This is a genomic window from Acinetobacter portensis (assembly GCF_010646905.1).
Taxonomy (GTDB): domain Bacteria; phylum Pseudomonadota; class Gammaproteobacteria; order Pseudomonadales; family Moraxellaceae; genus Acinetobacter; species Acinetobacter portensis.
This window is the reverse complement of record NZ_JAAARQ010000002.1, coordinates 1,712,603-1,730,109: the sequence shown is the minus strand read 5'-3', so window position 1 is coordinate 1,730,109 and position 17,507 is coordinate 1,712,603. Positions and strand designations below refer to the sequence as shown.

Sequence of the window (17,507 nt, the reverse complement as noted above, 5' to 3'; positions counted from 1 at the left end):
CTACTCACAGATACAACATCCAGCATTATTTGCTAATCTTCAGCCAAGCAATTATATCACCTGTCAAAAAAATCTACAAAAAATATATTGCTTATAAATTTTTCTTTATACCAGTGAACTTTCAAGTAAATATCTTTACTGACATCAATAAAAAAGCCTGCATAAAAGATAATGCAGGCTTTAAAAAAAAATATGATTAACTCCCCTGAACTAAGCGACGTGCGCTAATAATCCCAGGTTGTTGCTCTAAACGAGCCAATAATTTAGATAACTGAGCCAGACCTTTTACTTCAATCAATAATTTCATATTGGCAATACCATCTGCCTCTGAAATGGTATTTACCTGACGAATATTAATTTGATCCGAGAAAATCACCTGTGTTAAATCTTTCAACAACCCTCGTCGATCGTAAGCTTCAACCACTATTTGTACGCTTTGACCACGTGTAGGCTGCATCTCCCAATCGGCTTCAACAGCACGTTCGGGTTCTTGACCAATCATGCGAATATAATCTTGGCAGGCTACTTTATGAATACTCACACCACGGTTTAAAGTAATATAACCCGCAATGGATTCACCATGTACAGGCTGACAACATTGCGCAACATGTAACTCCACATTATCTAAACCATCAATCAAAATTCCATGTGCAGATAAAGTATGACTTGCACGTGGATTCAACGTCGGTTTTAGAACTAGTTCAGGCTCATCCTGATCTAGATGCATGTGACGATTCACCTGATTAATTAAGGCATGTAAACTAATGTCACCATTCACCAATGCAATCAGAATATCTTCACCCAATTTCACATTAAAATGATTGCAATAATCACTCAAATCGATACTTTTGGGATGAATTGCAAGACGCGCCAACTCTTTATTTAAAAGGTCACGTCCTACTTCTAAATTCTTACTTCTATCCTGCTGACGGAACCAATGACGTAGCTTGTCACGTGCACGTGCCGTTTTAATATAACCCAGAGAGTTCACCAGCCAATCACGATTTGGCTCACGATCTTTTTTGGTTAAAATTTCAACTTGCTCACCTGTTTTAAGTGCGTAAGTTAAAGGTACATAACGTTGGTTTACACGTGCTGCATAACATTTATTACCTACTTCTGTATGTACATGATAAGCAAAATCTAAAACGGTAGAGCCACGTGGCAATTCTTTAATATCACCATCACGACTAAAGACATATATTTTTTCGAAATCTTCAAATTCTTGAATTTGATCAAAATTTTCCTCATCTTTTTCATCTTTATGCGCACTAGCATCAGTACGTTCTTGATAATGCTCAAGTACAGAACGTAAAGAATGTAAACGATGATTAAAGGAATGATCTGTCGCTTTCGCACCTTCTTTATAGTTAAAGTGCGAACACACACCAAGCTCGGCTTCTTCATGCATGCTCGTTGTACGAATTTGCACTTCTAAAGATTTGTTTTCAGCAATCACAGCCGTGTGTAATGAGCGATAACCGTTGGCTTTTGGGTTGGTAATGTAATCATCAAATTGATGCGGAATATGACGCCAAATTTGATGAACAATCCCTAAACTGTGGTAACACTCTGGTACAGACTTAACCAAAACACGCAATGCACGAATATCATAAAGCTGATCGAAACTGAGGTTTTTACTTTTCATTTTTCGATAAATCGAATAAATGTGTTTCACTCGTCCGTTAATTTCAGCTTCAATTTTATGATCAGCCAATTCATTTTTAAGCTTATCAATCACAAATTGAATATATTGCTCACGCTCTAAACGCTTTTCATTTAAAAGTGTCGCAATTTCTTTATAACGATCTGGTGCTAAATAGCGAAAAGCTAAATCTTCAAGCTCCCACTTTAACTGCGCAATACCTAAACGGTGCGCAAGTGGTGCATAAATGGTTAGAATCTCTCGCGCAACACGTTCTTGACGCTCTTTCGATGAATGAGCCAATTCACGCAATGCATAGGTACGTTCAGCAAGCTTAATGAGTACAACACGAACATCTTCCGTTACAGAAATAAGCATTTTATAAATGCCTGTTAAATGCTCACGCTGATTATTATTAAAATGATCTTCTAAACGCTTATTTTTTTCAATAAGGTCTGACAAGCGCCCCATTGCTAAAGTGCCTTTCACCAAAGCAAAAACAGGCTCACCAAACAAACTACGAATTTCATCTATAGAGACAAGCCCTTCTCGAATACTTCGATAAAGGAAAGCAGCAGAAAGCGTGTCTTCATCGGCATGTAAATGAGCAAGAATATCTGCCATTTCAATACCCGCATAAAGCGTATTTGAACGATGTTTGACCGTCGTTTCTAATTCTTTTTGTAAAATGTAGTTTGCAACTTCTTCGAGTCGCTTGAGTGCAGCCCCATCTAATATGCCACGTACACGATTTAACCACTCGGTAATATCTTGTCGTGCTTGTTCGGCATGTTCTACAGTCGTTTCCTCAGACAATTCATTAAAATGTCCGGGAAGCTGTTCACGTACTGTGACCATACCTTTCTCCTACCTCTATATATTTCATTATTTGTTAATCGTTTATTACGAGTTCTTTCTCAAACAAAGCAATGGATTCAACATGTCCTGTATGTGTAAACATGTCCATAACACCTGCTGTTTTCAATGTATACCCATGCTGTTGCAACACTTTTGCATCCCTTGCGAGTGTCGCTGGATTACACGATACATAAACGATTTTTTTTGCACCAAACTTAGGCACATAACTCATCACCTCTTCCGCACCTGAGCGCGGCGGGTCAATCAATAATGCATCAAAACCTTGATTTGCCCAAGAATGATGCGAAAAATCTTTTGTTAAATCTTGTGAATAAAACTCAACATTGTCTAAACCGTTGCGTTTGGCATTTTCTGCACCACGCTGAACCATATCATCTGAACCTTCAACTGCAATCACTTTACCTGTCGCACCAACACTGCGCGCCAAAGGTAATGAAAAATTACCCAGTCCACAAAATAGATCGAGAACTCGTTCGCCACCTTGGAATTGAAGCAATTCACATGCCATCTTCACCATTTGTGGGTTAATTGTTGAGTTTACTTGCGTAAAATCTAGGGGATGAAAAGCAAATTTAATGTCGAAATCATTCAAACTATAGTGCAAACGCATTGCTGCTTGTGCATCATCAACTCGATGAACCGATTCAGCACCTTCTGGCTGCAAATACAATTGCCACTGTTTATGTAACGTAAATTCCTTTAATACGTTGACATCAGCATCACATAATTTATCCGTATGACGAACCAATAGCGCAATTTCTGTATCACCCATGGCTAATTCTACATGACCAATATCAGCTTTGCCTCTTAGACTTTGGAGTAACTGCTTCAAACTTGTTAAAGAACCGAATTGCTTATCTAGTACCAAACAGCGGTCAATATTGGTTAAATGATTACTTGCTCGCTCACGAAAACCAACAACAAGCTTATCTTTGCTTGGAATATAGCGTACGCCTATACGTGCTTTTCGACGGTAGTCTTCACGTAAAGAACGCAATGGTGCTAACCATTCCTTAGGTTGAATTCCTGCGAAGTGCTCTAAATGCGACTTTAATACATTCTGTTTAAGAAGAATTTGTTCATCTTCTTGAATATGTTGCATATTACAGCCACCACATATGCCATAGTGTGGACATTGTGGCTCTGCACGTATTGCCGATGGTTCACTGAGTAACTCAATAAAATCGGCTTCTTCTAATTTTTTAACTTCACGCGTAATTTTTGCTTTTACTGTTTCACCGGGTAAAGCAGACCCGATAAACACTTTTTTTCCGTGCTTTTCTACAGGATGATCGGGATGTGAACCATAGTGTGCTATACCACGCCCCTCGTGTGATAGTGACTCAACCTGAAATGTATAAATGGCTTGTTGAGTAGTACGAGGTTTGGCTCTATGTTTCATGTGTACCTAATCTATGGGAGATGGGAAATCGGAGGAAGTAAATTCCGTATGCTGTGCGGTTTCACGCCAGACTTCTAAAAATTCTGCATGTTGCGGTTGTAACTGTAAATATTGAATGGTGCTTTGAATCCACAAACGGTGATCTTCAACGTTCAATTGTCCTTTTAACAAAAGCCAACGAATGTAAATCAGCCATGTATTTAGCACATCACCCTCACAATAGCTGGTTAACTTCAGCCATTGCTTAGTTTGAACATATTCAGGCACATGATAGCCCGAATCGCCACGCTTACCCGGAAAACCAAGTAAATGTGCCATATCATCAAGTTTCTGAAAATTACGACCATTAAACATTGCCATAACGTCCATTAAATCGACATGACGCTGATGGTATCTGTTCTGATAGTTATTATAACGTTTTTGGCTGTCAATTTCGCCCTGATCGAACAAACTTGGTGCAGATAAACCATGATACATCGCACGGAATAAAATCACAGGAATATCAAACTGCGAACCATTCCAACTCACTAAGGTTGGATGACGTTTATCGAAAATAGATAAAAATTTTCTTAAAATTTCTGCTTCTGAATATTGTTCACGGCTAAATGAAAACATTTTCATTGCGCCAAGTTCATCAATCCATAAACCCGAAATACACACAATTTCGTGCAAAGCCAATCGCTGAAAATCCGTGCCTGTTTCTTGACGACGTAACTTTTTTAAAGCTTGATCAATATCAGCTTCAGGTAAATCTAGATGATACAAATGCGCACCCGATTTAAGATCGGTTAGAGTTTCTATATCAAAAATTAAAACAGGTAAGCGCATTTTTATCTCAAGTTTATTATTCAGGATCTACCACAGAGAATAACCCAGTAGACAAGTAGCGGTCACCTCGGTCACACACAATACACACAATCACGGCATCAGGATTTTCTTCTGCCAATTGAATAGATGCCCATACCGCACCGCCAGAAGATGTTCCTGCACTAATCCCTTCTTTACGCGCCAATTGACGTGCTGTTTTTTCCGCTTCAATTTGCGGAATATCCATAATACGGTCAATACGGCTACGATCAAAAATAGTCGGTAAATATTCTTCAGGCCAACGACGAATACCCGCAATATTTGAGCCTTCTGAGGGTTGTAAGCCTACAATTTGAATCTCTTTATTTTTTTCTTTTAGGTATTTAGAAATACCCATAATTGTACCTGTGGTCCCCATTGCACTGACGAAATGGGTAATTTTACCGCCAGTTTGTTCCCAAATTTCTGGGCCTGTCGTTAAGTAATGTGCTTCTACGTTATCTGGATTACCAAACTGGTTTAAAACTAGACCTTTGCCTTCTTTTTCCATTTGAAGTGCAAGATCACGTGCTTCTTCCATGTTTTCAGATTCAATCAGCTCCGCACCGTAAGCACGCATTGCATCTTTACGTTCTTGGCTTGAACTTGCAGGCATAATGAGTTTCATATTATAGCCACGCATGGCTGCAACCATGGCTAAAGCAATCCCCGTATTACCACTTGTTGCTTCAATTAACGTATCACCCGGTTTAATTTGTCCACGCTTTTCAGCTTGCATAATCATATTATATGCAGGACGATCTTTTACCGAACCAGCAGGGTTATTGCCTTCGAGCTTCGCTAATACTGTTGCTTGAGTGTGATTTGCAAGTCGCTGTAAACGCACTAAAGGCGTTTTGCCTACATAGTGGTCTAACAAAAATTCGTCTGCTTGAAAATCTGGGGATGTATTACTCATTGTTTGCACCTATATCGAGGTGCGCATATTGTATGAAAAAAACAGTTTTACTGCACTCTTTTAACTACTTTTTTAATAAACATGAATAAATAACAAACCCTTATGCCATTTAATTCTGTATATAAATATCCTTATTATTTATCAGGTATTATATTTTTGAATTTTTCATTCACTTTTTATTCACAGATGAAAAGATGAACTGCCGAAAAAAAAGCATGCTAAACTCAATCGCATAAAGAAAAACTTGATCTAAACATGTCAAATATCAACAAAAAGTTATTTAAGCGACTTCATTTAAATCATGCTTATGGGCAGCTTATCGCGCTCATTTTTGTTCCTATTACAATTTTGGCATGTGTAGGCGCGGCTCTTGTTTTGTCTGAAACATCAAATGCGGCTAAATCTCAACAAAAACAAATGGCTTTGGCTATTTTAACGCGCAATGAAGTTGCGGCTGAAACATTTTTATCTCAGCTGAATAGTCCAGAATTAGCACCTATTCAATCTCAGTTTTTCATGCAAAGTATTATGGATGAAAAGCATGTTGTTCGAGCCGCGATTGTAAATTCCAACAATAAAATTTTACTCAGTCGTGGCTATCAGCAACAAACACCTTGGCTAGATATTGTTAAAAAATCTGAGTTCATTGGACCAGTCAAAGCGAATGGCAACCATATTTATGGTTTAGAGATTAAAAATCCAGACAATAATAAAGCATGGCTTATGATTGAAGTCGACAATCAGCCCTTACAAATTGCACGCTATCGGGTTTTGATTGTTTTAGTTGCCACAGGGTTAACCACTTTATTGTTACTTTTATTGTGTTTGAATTTTTATTCACGACGTTGGATTGCCCCAATGTATGAAATTCGCATGCAACTTCAACGTTTAAATGCCGATACGCTCGATCAGCATATGATTATTAACAGCACGGGTGAATTACGCTTATTACAACGTGATATTGCCAATGTAGTTAAACGTTTACATTTTAGTTTTCTCGAATTAAAAGAACACACAGAACAAACTGAAGACGATTTAAGAAGAACACTCGATACATTAGAAGTTCAAAACATTACCTATCGTCAAGCACGCGACCAAGCCATTTCTGCCAATCAATCTAAGTCTGTTTTTCTTGCCAATATTAGCCATGAATTACGTACACCACTCAATAGTATTGATGGCTTTATTCATTTGCTCTTACGTCAAAAAAGCTTAAGCAATGAACAAAAATTGTATCTACAAACCATTCGTAAGTCATCTGCACATTTACTTGCGCTGATTAATGATGTTTTAGATTTCTCTAAAATTGATGCAGGCAAACTTGAACTTGAAACTGCCCCTTTCGATTTAGAAGAAGCCATTTATGATGTGATGGATATGCTGTCACCACTTGCTGCGCAAAAGCATATCAATATGGCATTTTACTTTGCCAATGATTTACCAACACATGTGACTGGCGATGCTCTTCGCTTTAAGCAAATTTTAACGAATCTGATTTCCAATGCCATTAAGTTCACGCCAGATGGTGAAATTATTGTTCGTGCACGTATTGAACATGATGATATTGGACAATGCCTTGTTCATTTTAGCGTTCAAGATAGTGGCATCGGCTTAAGCGGAACAGATCGTAAACGCCTGTTTGAATCTTTCTCTCAAGGTGATGCATCTGTGACGCGTCAATTTGGCGGAACAGGTTTAGGTTTAGCCATTTCGAAACAACTTGTACATTTAATGCAAGGACAAATTGGCTTCGAAGATAACCAAGAACGCGCACCAACAGATAAAGGCTCAACCTTCTGGTTTACCGCAATGTTGGGTACAAATGATGATGAAATTACAGTTCATCCAAGTTTTGAAAATACCCAAGTTTTATCATTTATGGCGCACCCTGCAACTGCCAATATTCTGCGTCATTATTTAGAAGATTATAAAGTGAGTCATATTGAAGCGACTTCAATTATTGATTTATTTAGTCGCCTCAATTTACTGTCTAAAAACATTGAAAACACATGGTTAATCTTTGATCATAATGGTGACACAGAAGCATTATTAAAAGAAATTCGCTCTCGATACCAAGGAAAAATTGGTATTTACGGCTATCAAATGTCTTTAGAGCCAGACTTGCTCAATCAATATCGTGCGTTACCACTGTATCAACCTTTAAGTCGTTCGGCTTTGGCTCACTTACTTAACAATGAAAATACCTTTGAGGAACTTGAAACAGAAGAGTTTAACGGACAAGGCTTACATGTTTTAGCTGTTGATGACCATCTTCCCAACCTCATTGTTTTAGAGGCACTGTTAGGTGAAATGAATGTCAAAGTAACCAAAGCACTTAGTGGTCAAGAAGCACTTGGCATTCTTGAGCAAAACTTTGAAGATAATAAGAAAGCCTTCGATTTAGTCTTTATGGACATTCAAATGCCTGTCATGTCTGGGGTAGATACAACACGTGCAATTCGCTCATTAGAATCGACTTTAGAAAATCATAAACGCTTACCTATTATTGCCTTAACCGCTCATGCACTTGCCGACGAAAAACAAAAGCTACTCAAAGTTGGCATGGATGATTACGTGACCAAGCCTATTCAAATGGAACAAATTATTCAAATTCTTACGGATTGGACTTCACCGAATTTTAGTAGTAAAGCATCACTGACAGAAAAGATTAGTCCTATTGAGACACTCGATCCACAAGTTCTAAATTGGCAACAAAGTATTCAACTTGCAGCAAACAAAGAAGATTTAGCCATCGATTTATTAAAGATGTTGATCGATAGCTTTGCTGTTGAGCTTAAAGAGATTGAACAGCTCATAGACATGGAAGATTTTCCACAACTTGAACATGTTCTACATCGATTACATGGTGCAACACGTTATATCGGCACACCTAATTTACAAGATATAACAGGTTCATTTGAGCACTTTGTTTCTACTTTAAGAAAAGAACGTCGAAAGGCTGATGAACAATTTACGCAAGAAGTCATGCTTAAGTTTCATGCATTAAAAGATGTCATTCATCAAGTTGAAATTGCAGCCAAACAAGTTCTAGGACGTTTCAATGCATAAAATTTTGATACAACCAATACCACTAAAGTTGATTCTGTCCATGCTATGACGTGACTGTGCTGTCATGTATCTTATATAGGCACATGCTATGCTCATTCACGAAGCAAAATAAGAGTTTTTGAAATGGCATTACTTCGAATAGAAAAAGACAATGGAATTGCAACGGTTTATTTAAACCGCCCAGACAAACGTAATGCAATGAGCTTTGCATTATTAAAAGAGCTTGTAAGCACTGCTGAAAAATTTAAAAAAGACCGCTCACTTCGCTGTGTCATTTTAACAGGCGAAGCGCAGGTATTTAGCGCAGGTATAGATCTTGCCGATTTAAACAACCCAAAAAATAAAGCCTTTGCTGCTTGGGAACTTATAAAACCGGGTCAAAGCCTATTTCAAAAAGCATTCCTTATTTGGCAAGAACTTCCTGTTCCTGTCATTAGCGCCATAGATGGTTTTTGCTTTGGGGCTGGCATGCAACTTGCGTTAGCTTCAGATATTCGAGTAGCACATCCAAAAACCCAAATGTCGATTATGGAAAGCCGTTGGGGTTTAGTTCCAGACATGGGTTTAAGTCGTTCATTAAAAGGATTAATTCGCCTAGATTTAGCCAAAGAATTGACTTTAACCGCGCGTATTTTCGATGCTGAATATGCCAAAAGCATCGGTTTAGTCACGCATTTAGATGAGTCACCCTTAACACACGCACAAGCCATTGCAAAAGAAATGATTCAACGCTCACCTGATGCTTTAACTGCATCTAAACGCGTACTTGATGCTATGGAACATCAACCATCTAAATCTTTACGTTTGGAAAAAATTTGGCAACTCAAATTACTTTTGGGTAAAAACAGCCAAATTGCACGAAAGAAAGATAAAAAGCCTGAACTTGAGTTTTTACCTCGCCAATATAAATAATGGATTAGATATAAAGGATTTGCCATGAGTTTTAACCACCAAACTAAAGTTGCATTTTTAGGGATGGGATTAATGGGAAGTCGCATGGCATCTCGTTTATTAAATGCAGGCTTTCAAGTTGCTGTTTGGAATAGAAAATCAGCCGCATGTGATTCACTTGTGGCACAAGGTGCAACAAAACTAGACTTAAAAGATATAGGACAATATCCAATTGTTCTTTCTTGCCTTGCAGATGATTTTGCCGTTCAAGCTGTTATTAACCAAATTGAAGAATATTTACAACCCAAACAAGTGATTGTGGATTTCTCAAGTTTATCTGTGGATAAAACTCAATCGTTAGCAAAACTGGTTCAAGCCAAACAAACGACATGGATCGATTCTCCTGTTTCAGGTGGAACCATAGGCGCTGAACAAGGAACATTGGTCATTTTTGCAGGTGGCAATGCTCAAGTTATTCAAAATCTTTCAATTATTTATGATGTTCTTTCACAACGTGTTACTCGTATGGGTGAAACAGGTACAGGTCAAGCAACCAAAATTTGCAATCAACTGATTGTGGCAGCAAATAGTACTTTAATTGCTGAAGCTGTTGCCCTTGCATCATTATCTGGTGTAGATACAAGCTTACTTGCCCCTGCTCTTGCAGGCGGCTTTGCAGACTCAAAACCTTTCCAAATTTTAGCACCGCGTATGGCAACACATACTTTTGAACCCGTGCAATGGAAAGTTCAAACATTGTCTAAAGATTTAAATAATGCGGTAAAACTTGCTGAGCAATTTAACTTAGAGATTCCTGTGGCAACACATGCACTATCTCAATTGAAAGATCATCAAAATAATGGTTTCTCTGAAGCAGATTTAGCCACAGTTATTCAACACGTTGAAGCAAAATAAAAAACATCAATTAAGGAAAAATCATATGTCTAAACTCGCAGTTAATATCTCTATGATTTTCACTGAAGTTCCGCTAATTGAGCGTTTTGCTTTAGCAAAAGAACACGGTTTTAAACATGTCGAAATTCAATTTCCTTATGAACTCAGTATTGAAGATATTCAAGATCAGTTAAAACAGCACGATTTAAATATTTGCCTAATTAATGTTCCTGCAGGAGATTTAATGCAAGGAGGTAATGGTTTAGCAGGTATCCCCGGCAAAGAAAATGAATTCCATCAAGCTTTAAAACTTGCCATTGAATATGCAACGGCACTTCAAGTTCCAAGTATCAATATTTTGGCAGGCAAACAGCCATTAGATGCCGACCTTTTACCCTGCTTGAATACACTTGCAAGCAATTTAAAACTCGCATGTCATCTGTTTGCTGAACATCAAATTCAGCCCGTTTTTGAAATGATTAATGGCACAGATATGCCAAGGTTTTTAGTACAAAATATTGCCCAAGCACAAGAAATTCTTGAGGCTATTCAAAACCCAAAATTAAAAATGCAATTCGATTGCTACCATATGGCAATGATGGGTGAAAATGTTTTAGAAGCTTTACAAGAAAATATCGAAAACATTGGTCATATTCAATTTGCCGACTGTCCAAATAGACATGAACCCGATACAGCCAATATCACTTATGCAGAAATTTTCAACTGGCTAAAACAAAGTCATTACACAGGTTTTATTGCCGCAGAATACAGACCTTTACAAAGTTCTACACTTTCTTTTGCATGGAAAAATAAATATTTTGCTTAGAGCTTTAAGCCCAAAAATAGTTTTGATTGAATTTTAGCTAAAAAACAGCTATATTAGATCATGCATAATTGTCAGGAAAATATACCTTCTATGAATTTAGAACCATCGCCCGGCGCTTCTAATTCTCACGATCTCGCAATGAATTCTCAAAGTAAAGACGTACAAGCTTGCTTGAAAGTTGTACGCGAAGCTCTCCTAGATGTAAAAGCAAAAGAAATTGTTGAACTTGATATCAGCCTTATTAGCAACGTAGCAGATGCTATTGTTATTGCTAGTGGCACATCAACTCGTCATGTTAAATCACTTGCAAACAACGTAGCTGAAGAAGCACGTAAAGCTGGTTTCCGCCCGCTTGGTGTTGAAGGTGAACGTGATGCAGAGTGGATTCTTGTTGATCTTGGATTTGTTGTTGTGCATTTAATGCTTCCAACAGCACGTAAATTCTATGATCTAGAAAACTTATGGCGCGCTACTCCAGAATCTGTAGCATAAGTTTCATATAGCAAATAAAAAAGCGGCTCAATGGCCGCTTTTTTATTGCCTGATTTTTATAGCAAAGAACTCATTTCTACATTTGGATAAGTCTGCTTAATTTTTTCTTTCAACTGCGCATAAACATGATCTGCTTTGGGCGGACCATAATATTCACAATATACTTCATATAATGCCGTAATAAACTTTGCATACATTTCCGTAGGAATGAAATCTAAGAAAACTTTTTCATTGACTTGAGAATTGGTCAAAATTTCAAAATTTTCATTAATTAATATATTTTGTACATCTATATTAAATTCACCAAAAGTTTTTAAATGAACCGTTTTACAGACCTCTTGAACAAAATACATAAATGCTTCATAGGTTTGCTTAGATAAAGTGACATTGTTTAAAGCTGAAGATTTCACAGGATTCATCAGCACTTCTTTTTCAATTATTGCTAATTCACCTAAAACTTTCTTCAAAATGTCTTTTTTAAAGAAGCGCAACTCATCTGTATTGCATATTTCGGTCAGAAACTTATTGAGAACAAAAGGAGGTTGATTACCGTATTCATCTTCCCAATAACTTAAAACTCTTTGCAATGAAGTTTCGTTCATATAAGCACTTAGCCCACGACCTATTGCTTCTCTTTTTTGTTTAATGCTCAATAATTCGCTCGACATTTTTCAGCTCCTTAATGGCGTTTATTTATATGGTCTGTTTCAAACGTCACATCTTTTTGAAACTCGGGATAAGATAATTCTGCATGTTCTGTATAGTCTAAGCCGCGTTGTTCATGTTGCTTATCTACACGTAAGCCACCTAGCACGCTATTTAAAATTTTAAATACGATATATGCAACACCAAAACCCCAAGCAAATGCAGACACCACGCCCAAAGCTTGAACAATTAAAATATCTGAATTAAACATGTTATTTTCTAAGAACAATCCTGCTGCAATAGTCCCCCAAGCACCACAAAAGCCATGAACTGTAACTGCATCTACAACATCATCTAAGCGTAATTTTTCCATTAAATAAGGCATTGTACTGACCACTAACCCTGCACAAGCACCTGTAATAACAGCAAATAACGGTGTCATCGATGCACAACCTGCGGTAATAGCAACAAGTCCACCTAAAGATGCATTAATGGTTGTTTTCATTAAAATGGCTTTACCACGAACTAATGCATAAATCATATAAGTTACGGCTGCGGCACATGCTGCCAAGTGTGTATTTAATGCAATACGACCAATGCTCACATTGGCATTAATGGTTGAGCCTGCGTTAAAACCAAACCATGCAAGCCATAAAATAAAACCACCCAATGCCACCAAAGGCATGTTATGTCCTGCTAAATAGTGACTTTGCCCATTTTTACCAAAACGGCCTAAACGTGGACCTAAAACTATAATTCCTGCAAAAGCGACCCATCCCCCCATTGAATGCACTACTGTTGATCCTGCAAAATCAATAAAGCCGAGTTGCTTTAACCACCCCTCACCGTTGAATAAGCCACCCCATGCCCAGCTACCAAAAATTGGATAAATAAAGCCAGATACCACAGCAGCACTAACGACATAAGCAACAAAGTGAATCCGCTCTGCCATTGCACCACTTGCAATTGTAGTTGCTGTTGCAGCAAACATCATTTGAAAGAAGAGTAAATTCCAGTTCCAATCATCTAAATCATTTGGAGCAAAATGGCTGAATCCAAACCATCCTGTACCATTCACACCAAACATTAAACCAAAACCAACTAACCAGAAAACTAAGCCACCAAGGCAAGCATCCATATAGTTTTTCATTAAAACGTTCACTGTATTTTTACTTCGTACAGAGCCACTTTCTACAAGTGCAAAGCCTGCCTGCATAAAGAATACCAAAATCCCCCCAAGATCACCCAAACACTATCAAGTGAAATTCGTATTTCTTGAATGTTTTTTGCTGTTGTTAGCGTTTCGTCAGCCCAAGCAGTTGAACACATTGCTAAAAGTAGCAATGCCAAATAGTTTATTTTTTTCATGCACAATCCCCCAAGATTGAAGCATAAATTTGCAACAACTATGCCAAGTTATTCGGCTATTTTTTATTCTCTTTAAAGTCATAAATTCATGCACTATTTTAGTGTTTTTATGATGATGTCTTTTCTTTACCCAAAGTTCTTATTCAAAATTTCACAAAATTATTCTCAAGATATGCACTATTTAAAATCACATTTATTTTTGCGCATCAATAATATGCAGCTTATCTATTTCACCTTTTAATCTAAGCTTTTTAAGCTCAAATCATCTTCATAAAAAAAATTAAATACTAAAACTTGTTTTAATTAACCCAAATAAAAAACCACCTCGAAAGGTGGTTTTTATGCTCCAAATTCCCCCTTTATAAAAGAAGGGCTGGAAAGATTTTCGGATTAGTGACCATTACCATTAATGGCTTTTGTCATATCTTCAACAACTTTTTTCGCATCACCAAAAATCATCATAGTTTTATCGTTATAGAACAAGTCGTTATCTAAACCTGCATAACCTGTTGCCATAGAACGCTTGATCACCATAATTGTGCGTGCTTTATGTGCTTCCAAAATTGGCATGCCATAAATTGGAGAGCTTGGATCGTCTTTTGCGGCAGGGTTTACAACGTCATTTGCACCAATCACAAGCACCACATCTGTTGCAGGAAAGTCAGAGTTGATTTCATCCATCTCCAAGATGTCTTCATAAGGAACATCTGCTTCTGCAAGTAATACGTTCATATGACCCGGCATACGACCTGCCACTGGGTGAATGGCAAAACGAACAGTTACACCCTGCTCTTTTAAGATGTTCGCTAGTTCTTTTACCGCATTTTGTGCACGACCTTGCGCCATACCATAACCTGGTACAATCACAACGCTGTCAGCATTTGACATTAAGAAACCTGCATCATCTGCTGAACCTGAACGATGGTTGCGTGGTGCTTTATCTCCTACTGCAACTACAGGTGCAGCACCGCCCATCGCACCACCAAATAACACATTGATGATTGAACGGTTCATCGCTTTACACATGATGTAAGACAGAATCGCACCTGAAGAACCCACAAGCGAACCTGCAACGATCAACATATTGTTTTCTAATGTGAAACCAATACCTGCTGCGGCCCAACCTGAAAATGAATTGAGAAGTGAGACAACCACAGGCATATCACCACCACCTACAGGTGCAATCCAAACCCAACCAAATGCAAGTGCAAGACCTGTCATTGCCCAGAAAGAAGTCATATTTCCTGTTAAAAAGAAATGTACACCAAAGCCGAGCATTGCAATGAAGATTAATGCTTGAACAGGTTTAACCCATACACCTGAAATGGTTTTTGCCCATTTTTTTGCTGCTAATTTACCGTATGCAAATACAGAAGCAGTAAAAGTAATTGCACCCACAAAACATCCTACGAACAATTCAAACAAATGAACTTTGCTCATTTCGTGGAAATTCACACCATTCGCTTGTAGTAAACCAACATCTAATTCAGCTAATTTATTATTGTGAATAATGGCTGCAACAGCAATAAGCACCGCAGCTAAACCAACCAACGAGTGCATTAGCGCAACTGTTTCTGGCATTTGTGTCATTGGAACAGTACGTGCACGCGCAATACCTACAATTGCACCTAATACCATTGCACCAATAATCATCCAAACCACAGGGTTTTCAGCCACAAAAAATGTGGTGAGCACAGCAATTGCCATTGCAATCATGCCGTAGCGGTTACCTGCAATAGCAGTTTTAGGACCAGATAAACCACGTAAAGTTAAGATAAAAAGTACGGCGCCAATCAGATAAAACCAATCTGCATAGTCTCGAATAAAATCCATGTCTTAACCCTCTTTTTTCTTTTGCTTTGGTTTAAACATTTCAAGCATTCGCGCAGTTACCGCAAAGCCACCGAAAATATTGATGCTTGCTAAGAAAACAGCAATTGCGCCTAAAACACTCACAACATTAATTGTTTGGAAATCGACACTACCTTCCACACCAACCATAGGCAAGCCAACCGTTTGAATCATGGCCCCCACAATAATGATTGATGAAAGTGCATTTGTTACAGCCATTAAAGGCGTATGTAATGCAGGTGTAACCCCCCAAACCACGTAGTAACCAACAAAAATGGCTAAGACAAAAATTGTAATAGTTTCAACCATGAAAATTCTCCTTAACCACGTTTGAACAGCAATTTGCTGCCATGAGTCACGAGTAATGCTTTTTGAATTTCATCTTCTTGATTAATGACAAAGTTTTTTCCTGCATCAAAAAGTGTTTCAACAAAATTGTAAACATTACGTGCGTATAGCGCAGATGCTTCCGTTGCAACAGTTGCAGGAATATTAGGAACACCTAAAATTTTCACGCCATTTTCTGTAACAGTTGTTTCACCACAAACTGAACCTTCTACATTGCCACCTGTTTCAACAGCCATATCTAAAATGACTGAACCTGGTTTCATTTTGGCAACGGTTTCCGCTTTAATTAATCGAGGTGCATCACGACCCGGTAAAAGCGCAGTGGTAATCACGATATCTGCATTAGAGACAGCCTTATCGACAATTGCAGCTTGATCACGAATATATTCTTCACCCGGCATCCAGCCATAACCATTTTTTGCAGCATCTGCAGCTTTTTGTTGTTCTTCGGCAGACATTGGAACGTCTAACCATTTACCGCCTAAAGATTCCACTTGGTCTTTTGCCGTTGGGCGTAAATCTGTTGCTTCAACAATCGCACCTAAGCGTTTTGCCGTTGCAATGGCTTGTAAGCCTGCAACGCCCACGCCCATAATGACCACGCGCGCAGGTTTTACTGTACCTGCTGCAGTCATGAGCATGGGGAACATACGTTGATATTCTGTAGCAGCCAAAAGCACAGACTTATAACCAGATAAGTTTGCTTGAGATGACAACACATCCATGTTTTGCGCACGAGATAATGTTCGAGGCAACAGCTCTAATGCAAAAGCAGAAACTTGTTTCGCTGCAAATTGATCCAATTCTGTATTACGGTAAGGATCAAACATTGCAACAACAGTTGAGTGTGGCGCTAACTTTTGAATTTCGTCACCTTTAGGCGCACGAACTTTCAAAATAATCTGACTGCCTGTATAGGCATCATCTACAATTTTTGCCCCAACTTGTTCAAAAGCACGATCAATATATGCTGCTTTCACACCTGCATTTCGTTCAATAACGACTGAATGTCCTGCACCAATCAACTTTTTTACAGTCTCTGGCGTAGCGGCAATTCGGTTTTCACCGACAATCGTTTCTGCTGGAATTCCTATCTGCATGAGCATCCCTCAAGCTAATTTTCCTTTAGTAAACACTGCAAATATGCAGCATTCCCCACAAGATATAATTTCTTTGCTTTTTTGGATTCTAATGAAAGTTTTTTAAATTACTACCTACTATTTATTTAATAAATATAGGAAATTTGAACTGACAATTCATAAAAAAAATAATGCTATTTTATAAACAACATGCATTTACTGAAGTGAAAATCTTATTTTTTATGTACTATTTTCAACCATTTTTACATTTAAGATATGAAGATTAACGGAATACGATGCTTATTTTTTTAGCTTAAAATTTAGACTGGAATTTCTGACAGAAAAGATCAACT

Annotated in this window: 13 protein-coding genes and 1 pseudogene; 5 read left to right on the top strand and 9 right to left on the bottom strand. The window is 38.0% G+C overall.

Annotated features, from left to right (window positions below):
* Nucleotides 1-196: 196 nt before the first annotated feature.
* Genes GTK57_RS08200 through cysM form a run of 4 tightly spaced genes read right to left on the bottom strand, consistent with a single transcriptional unit; the run spans nucleotide 197 to nucleotide 5,691 of the window.
* A complete protein-coding gene (locus tag GTK57_RS08200; protein ID WP_152874660.1) occupies nucleotides 197-2,503 on the bottom strand; it encodes a RelA/SpoT family protein in 2,307 nt (768 codons plus the stop codon).
* 34 nt (nucleotides 2,504-2,537) lie between these two features.
* Nucleotides 2,538-3,926, bottom strand: coding sequence for a 23S rRNA (uracil(1939)-C(5))-methyltransferase RlmD (rlmD, locus tag GTK57_RS08195; protein WP_163122523.1), 1,389 nt, complete (start codon nucleotides 3,924-3,926; stop codon nucleotides 2,538-2,540).
* Nucleotides 3,927-3,932: 6 nt separating this feature from the next.
* A complete protein-coding gene (locus tag GTK57_RS08190; RefSeq protein ID WP_152874662.1) occupies nucleotides 3,933-4,754 on the bottom strand; it encodes a 3'-5' exonuclease in 822 nt (273 codons plus the stop codon).
* A 16-nt stretch (nucleotides 4,755-4,770) separates the two neighbouring features.
* Nucleotides 4,771-5,691 carry a cysteine synthase CysM gene (gene cysM / locus GTK57_RS08185; protein ID WP_163122520.1) on the bottom strand — a complete coding sequence of 307 codons (921 nt, stop codon included), beginning with the start codon at nucleotides 5,689-5,691 and terminating at the stop codon, nucleotides 4,771-4,773.
* A 255-nt stretch (nucleotides 5,692-5,946) separates the two neighbouring features.
* On the opposite strand from cysM, the gene GTK57_RS08180 reads away from it, so the two are divergent.
* From GTK57_RS08180 to rsfS, 5 genes are all read left to right on the top strand, one after another.
* The gene (locus GTK57_RS08180; RefSeq protein WP_163122517.1) at nucleotides 5,947-8,760 is read left to right on the top strand and encodes a GacS-like sensor histidine kinase; all 2,814 of its coding nucleotides are present in this window, start codon (nucleotides 5,947-5,949) and stop codon (nucleotides 8,758-8,760) included.
* A gap of 123 nt (nucleotides 8,761-8,883) precedes the next feature.
* A complete protein-coding gene (locus tag GTK57_RS08175; protein WP_163122514.1) occupies nucleotides 8,884-9,672 on the top strand; it encodes a crotonase/enoyl-CoA hydratase family protein in 789 nt (262 codons plus the stop codon).
* A gap of 24 nt (nucleotides 9,673-9,696) precedes the next feature.
* The gene (locus tag GTK57_RS08170; RefSeq protein WP_163122511.1) at nucleotides 9,697-10,566 is read left to right on the top strand and encodes an NAD(P)-dependent oxidoreductase; all 870 of its coding nucleotides are present in this window, start codon (nucleotides 9,697-9,699) and stop codon (nucleotides 10,564-10,566) included.
* A gap of 25 nt (nucleotides 10,567-10,591) precedes the next feature.
* On the top strand, nucleotides 10,592-11,371 hold the full coding sequence (locus tag GTK57_RS08165) for a hydroxypyruvate isomerase family protein (RefSeq protein ID WP_152874667.1): 780 nt from the start codon (nucleotides 10,592-10,594) through the stop codon (nucleotides 11,369-11,371).
* A 90-nt stretch (nucleotides 11,372-11,461) separates the two neighbouring features.
* Nucleotides 11,462-11,863 carry a ribosome silencing factor gene (rsfS, locus tag GTK57_RS08160; protein WP_152874668.1) on the top strand — a complete coding sequence of 134 codons (402 nt, stop codon included), beginning with the start codon at nucleotides 11,462-11,464 and terminating at the stop codon, nucleotides 11,861-11,863.
* 56 nt (nucleotides 11,864-11,919) lie between these two features.
* Here the strand turns inward: rsfS and GTK57_RS08155 are convergent, their stop codons facing one another.
* From GTK57_RS08155 to GTK57_RS08135, 5 genes and pseudogenes are all read right to left on the bottom strand, one after another.
* Nucleotides 11,920-12,531: a hypothetical protein gene (locus GTK57_RS08155; RefSeq protein WP_152874669.1), complete on the bottom strand. Its 612-nt coding sequence runs from the start codon at nucleotides 12,529-12,531 to the stop codon at nucleotides 11,920-11,922.
* An 11-nt stretch (nucleotides 12,532-12,542) separates the two neighbouring features.
* Nucleotides 12,543-13,876, bottom strand: a pseudogene (locus tag GTK57_RS08150) (ammonium transporter).
* Between the two features lie 390 nt (nucleotides 13,877-14,266).
* On the bottom strand, nucleotides 14,267-15,709 hold the full coding sequence (locus GTK57_RS08145) for an NAD(P)(+) transhydrogenase (Re/Si-specific) subunit beta (protein WP_152874671.1): 1,443 nt from the start codon (nucleotides 15,707-15,709) through the stop codon (nucleotides 14,267-14,269).
* Nucleotides 15,710-15,712: 3 nt separating this feature from the next.
* Entirely contained in the window at nucleotides 15,713-16,036 is a 324-nt protein-coding gene (locus tag GTK57_RS08140) for a proton-translocating transhydrogenase family protein (protein ID WP_004783638.1), read from the bottom strand.
* A gap of 11 nt (nucleotides 16,037-16,047) precedes the next feature.
* Nucleotides 16,048-17,175 carry a Re/Si-specific NAD(P)(+) transhydrogenase subunit alpha gene (locus GTK57_RS08135; protein WP_163122508.1) on the bottom strand — a complete coding sequence of 376 codons (1,128 nt, stop codon included), beginning with the start codon at nucleotides 17,173-17,175 and terminating at the stop codon, nucleotides 16,048-16,050.
* Nucleotides 17,176-17,507: the final 332 nt, after the last annotated feature.

Excerpts from the sequence above, each read along its gene's own strand:
- GTK57_RS08200 (WP_152874660.1), bottom strand. The coding sequence starts at position 2,503 with ATGGTCACAGTACGTGAACAGCTTCCCGGACATTTTAATGAATTGTCT.
- rlmD (WP_163122523.1), bottom strand. The coding sequence starts at position 3,926 with ATGAAACATAGAGCCAAACCTCGTACTACTCAACAAGCCATTTATACA.
- GTK57_RS08190 (WP_152874662.1), bottom strand. The coding sequence starts at position 4,754 with ATGCGCTTACCTGTTTTAATTTTTGATATAGAAACTCTAACCGATCTT.
- cysM (WP_163122520.1), bottom strand. The coding sequence starts at position 5,691 with ATGAGTAATACATCCCCAGATTTTCAAGCAGACGAATTTTTGTTAGAC.
- GTK57_RS08180 (WP_163122517.1), top strand. The coding sequence starts at position 5,947 with ATGTCAAATATCAACAAAAAGTTATTTAAGCGACTTCATTTAAATCAT.
- GTK57_RS08175 (WP_163122514.1), top strand. The coding sequence starts at position 8,884 with ATGGCATTACTTCGAATAGAAAAAGACAATGGAATTGCAACGGTTTAT.
- GTK57_RS08170 (WP_163122511.1), top strand. The coding sequence starts at position 9,697 with ATGAGTTTTAACCACCAAACTAAAGTTGCATTTTTAGGGATGGGATTA.
- GTK57_RS08165 (WP_152874667.1), top strand. The coding sequence starts at position 10,592 with ATGTCTAAACTCGCAGTTAATATCTCTATGATTTTCACTGAAGTTCCG.
- rsfS (WP_152874668.1), top strand. The coding sequence starts at position 11,462 with ATGAATTTAGAACCATCGCCCGGCGCTTCTAATTCTCACGATCTCGCA.
- GTK57_RS08155 (WP_152874669.1), bottom strand. The coding sequence starts at position 12,531 with ATGTCGAGCGAATTATTGAGCATTAAACAAAAAAGAGAAGCAATAGGT.
- GTK57_RS08145 (WP_152874671.1), bottom strand. The coding sequence starts at position 15,709 with ATGGATTTTATTCGAGACTATGCAGATTGGTTTTATCTGATTGGCGCC.
- GTK57_RS08140 (WP_004783638.1), bottom strand. The coding sequence starts at position 16,036 with ATGGTTGAAACTATTACAATTTTTGTCTTAGCCATTTTTGTTGGTTAC.
- GTK57_RS08135 (WP_163122508.1), bottom strand. The coding sequence starts at position 17,175 with ATGCAGATAGGAATTCCAGCAGAAACGATTGTCGGTGAAAACCGAATT.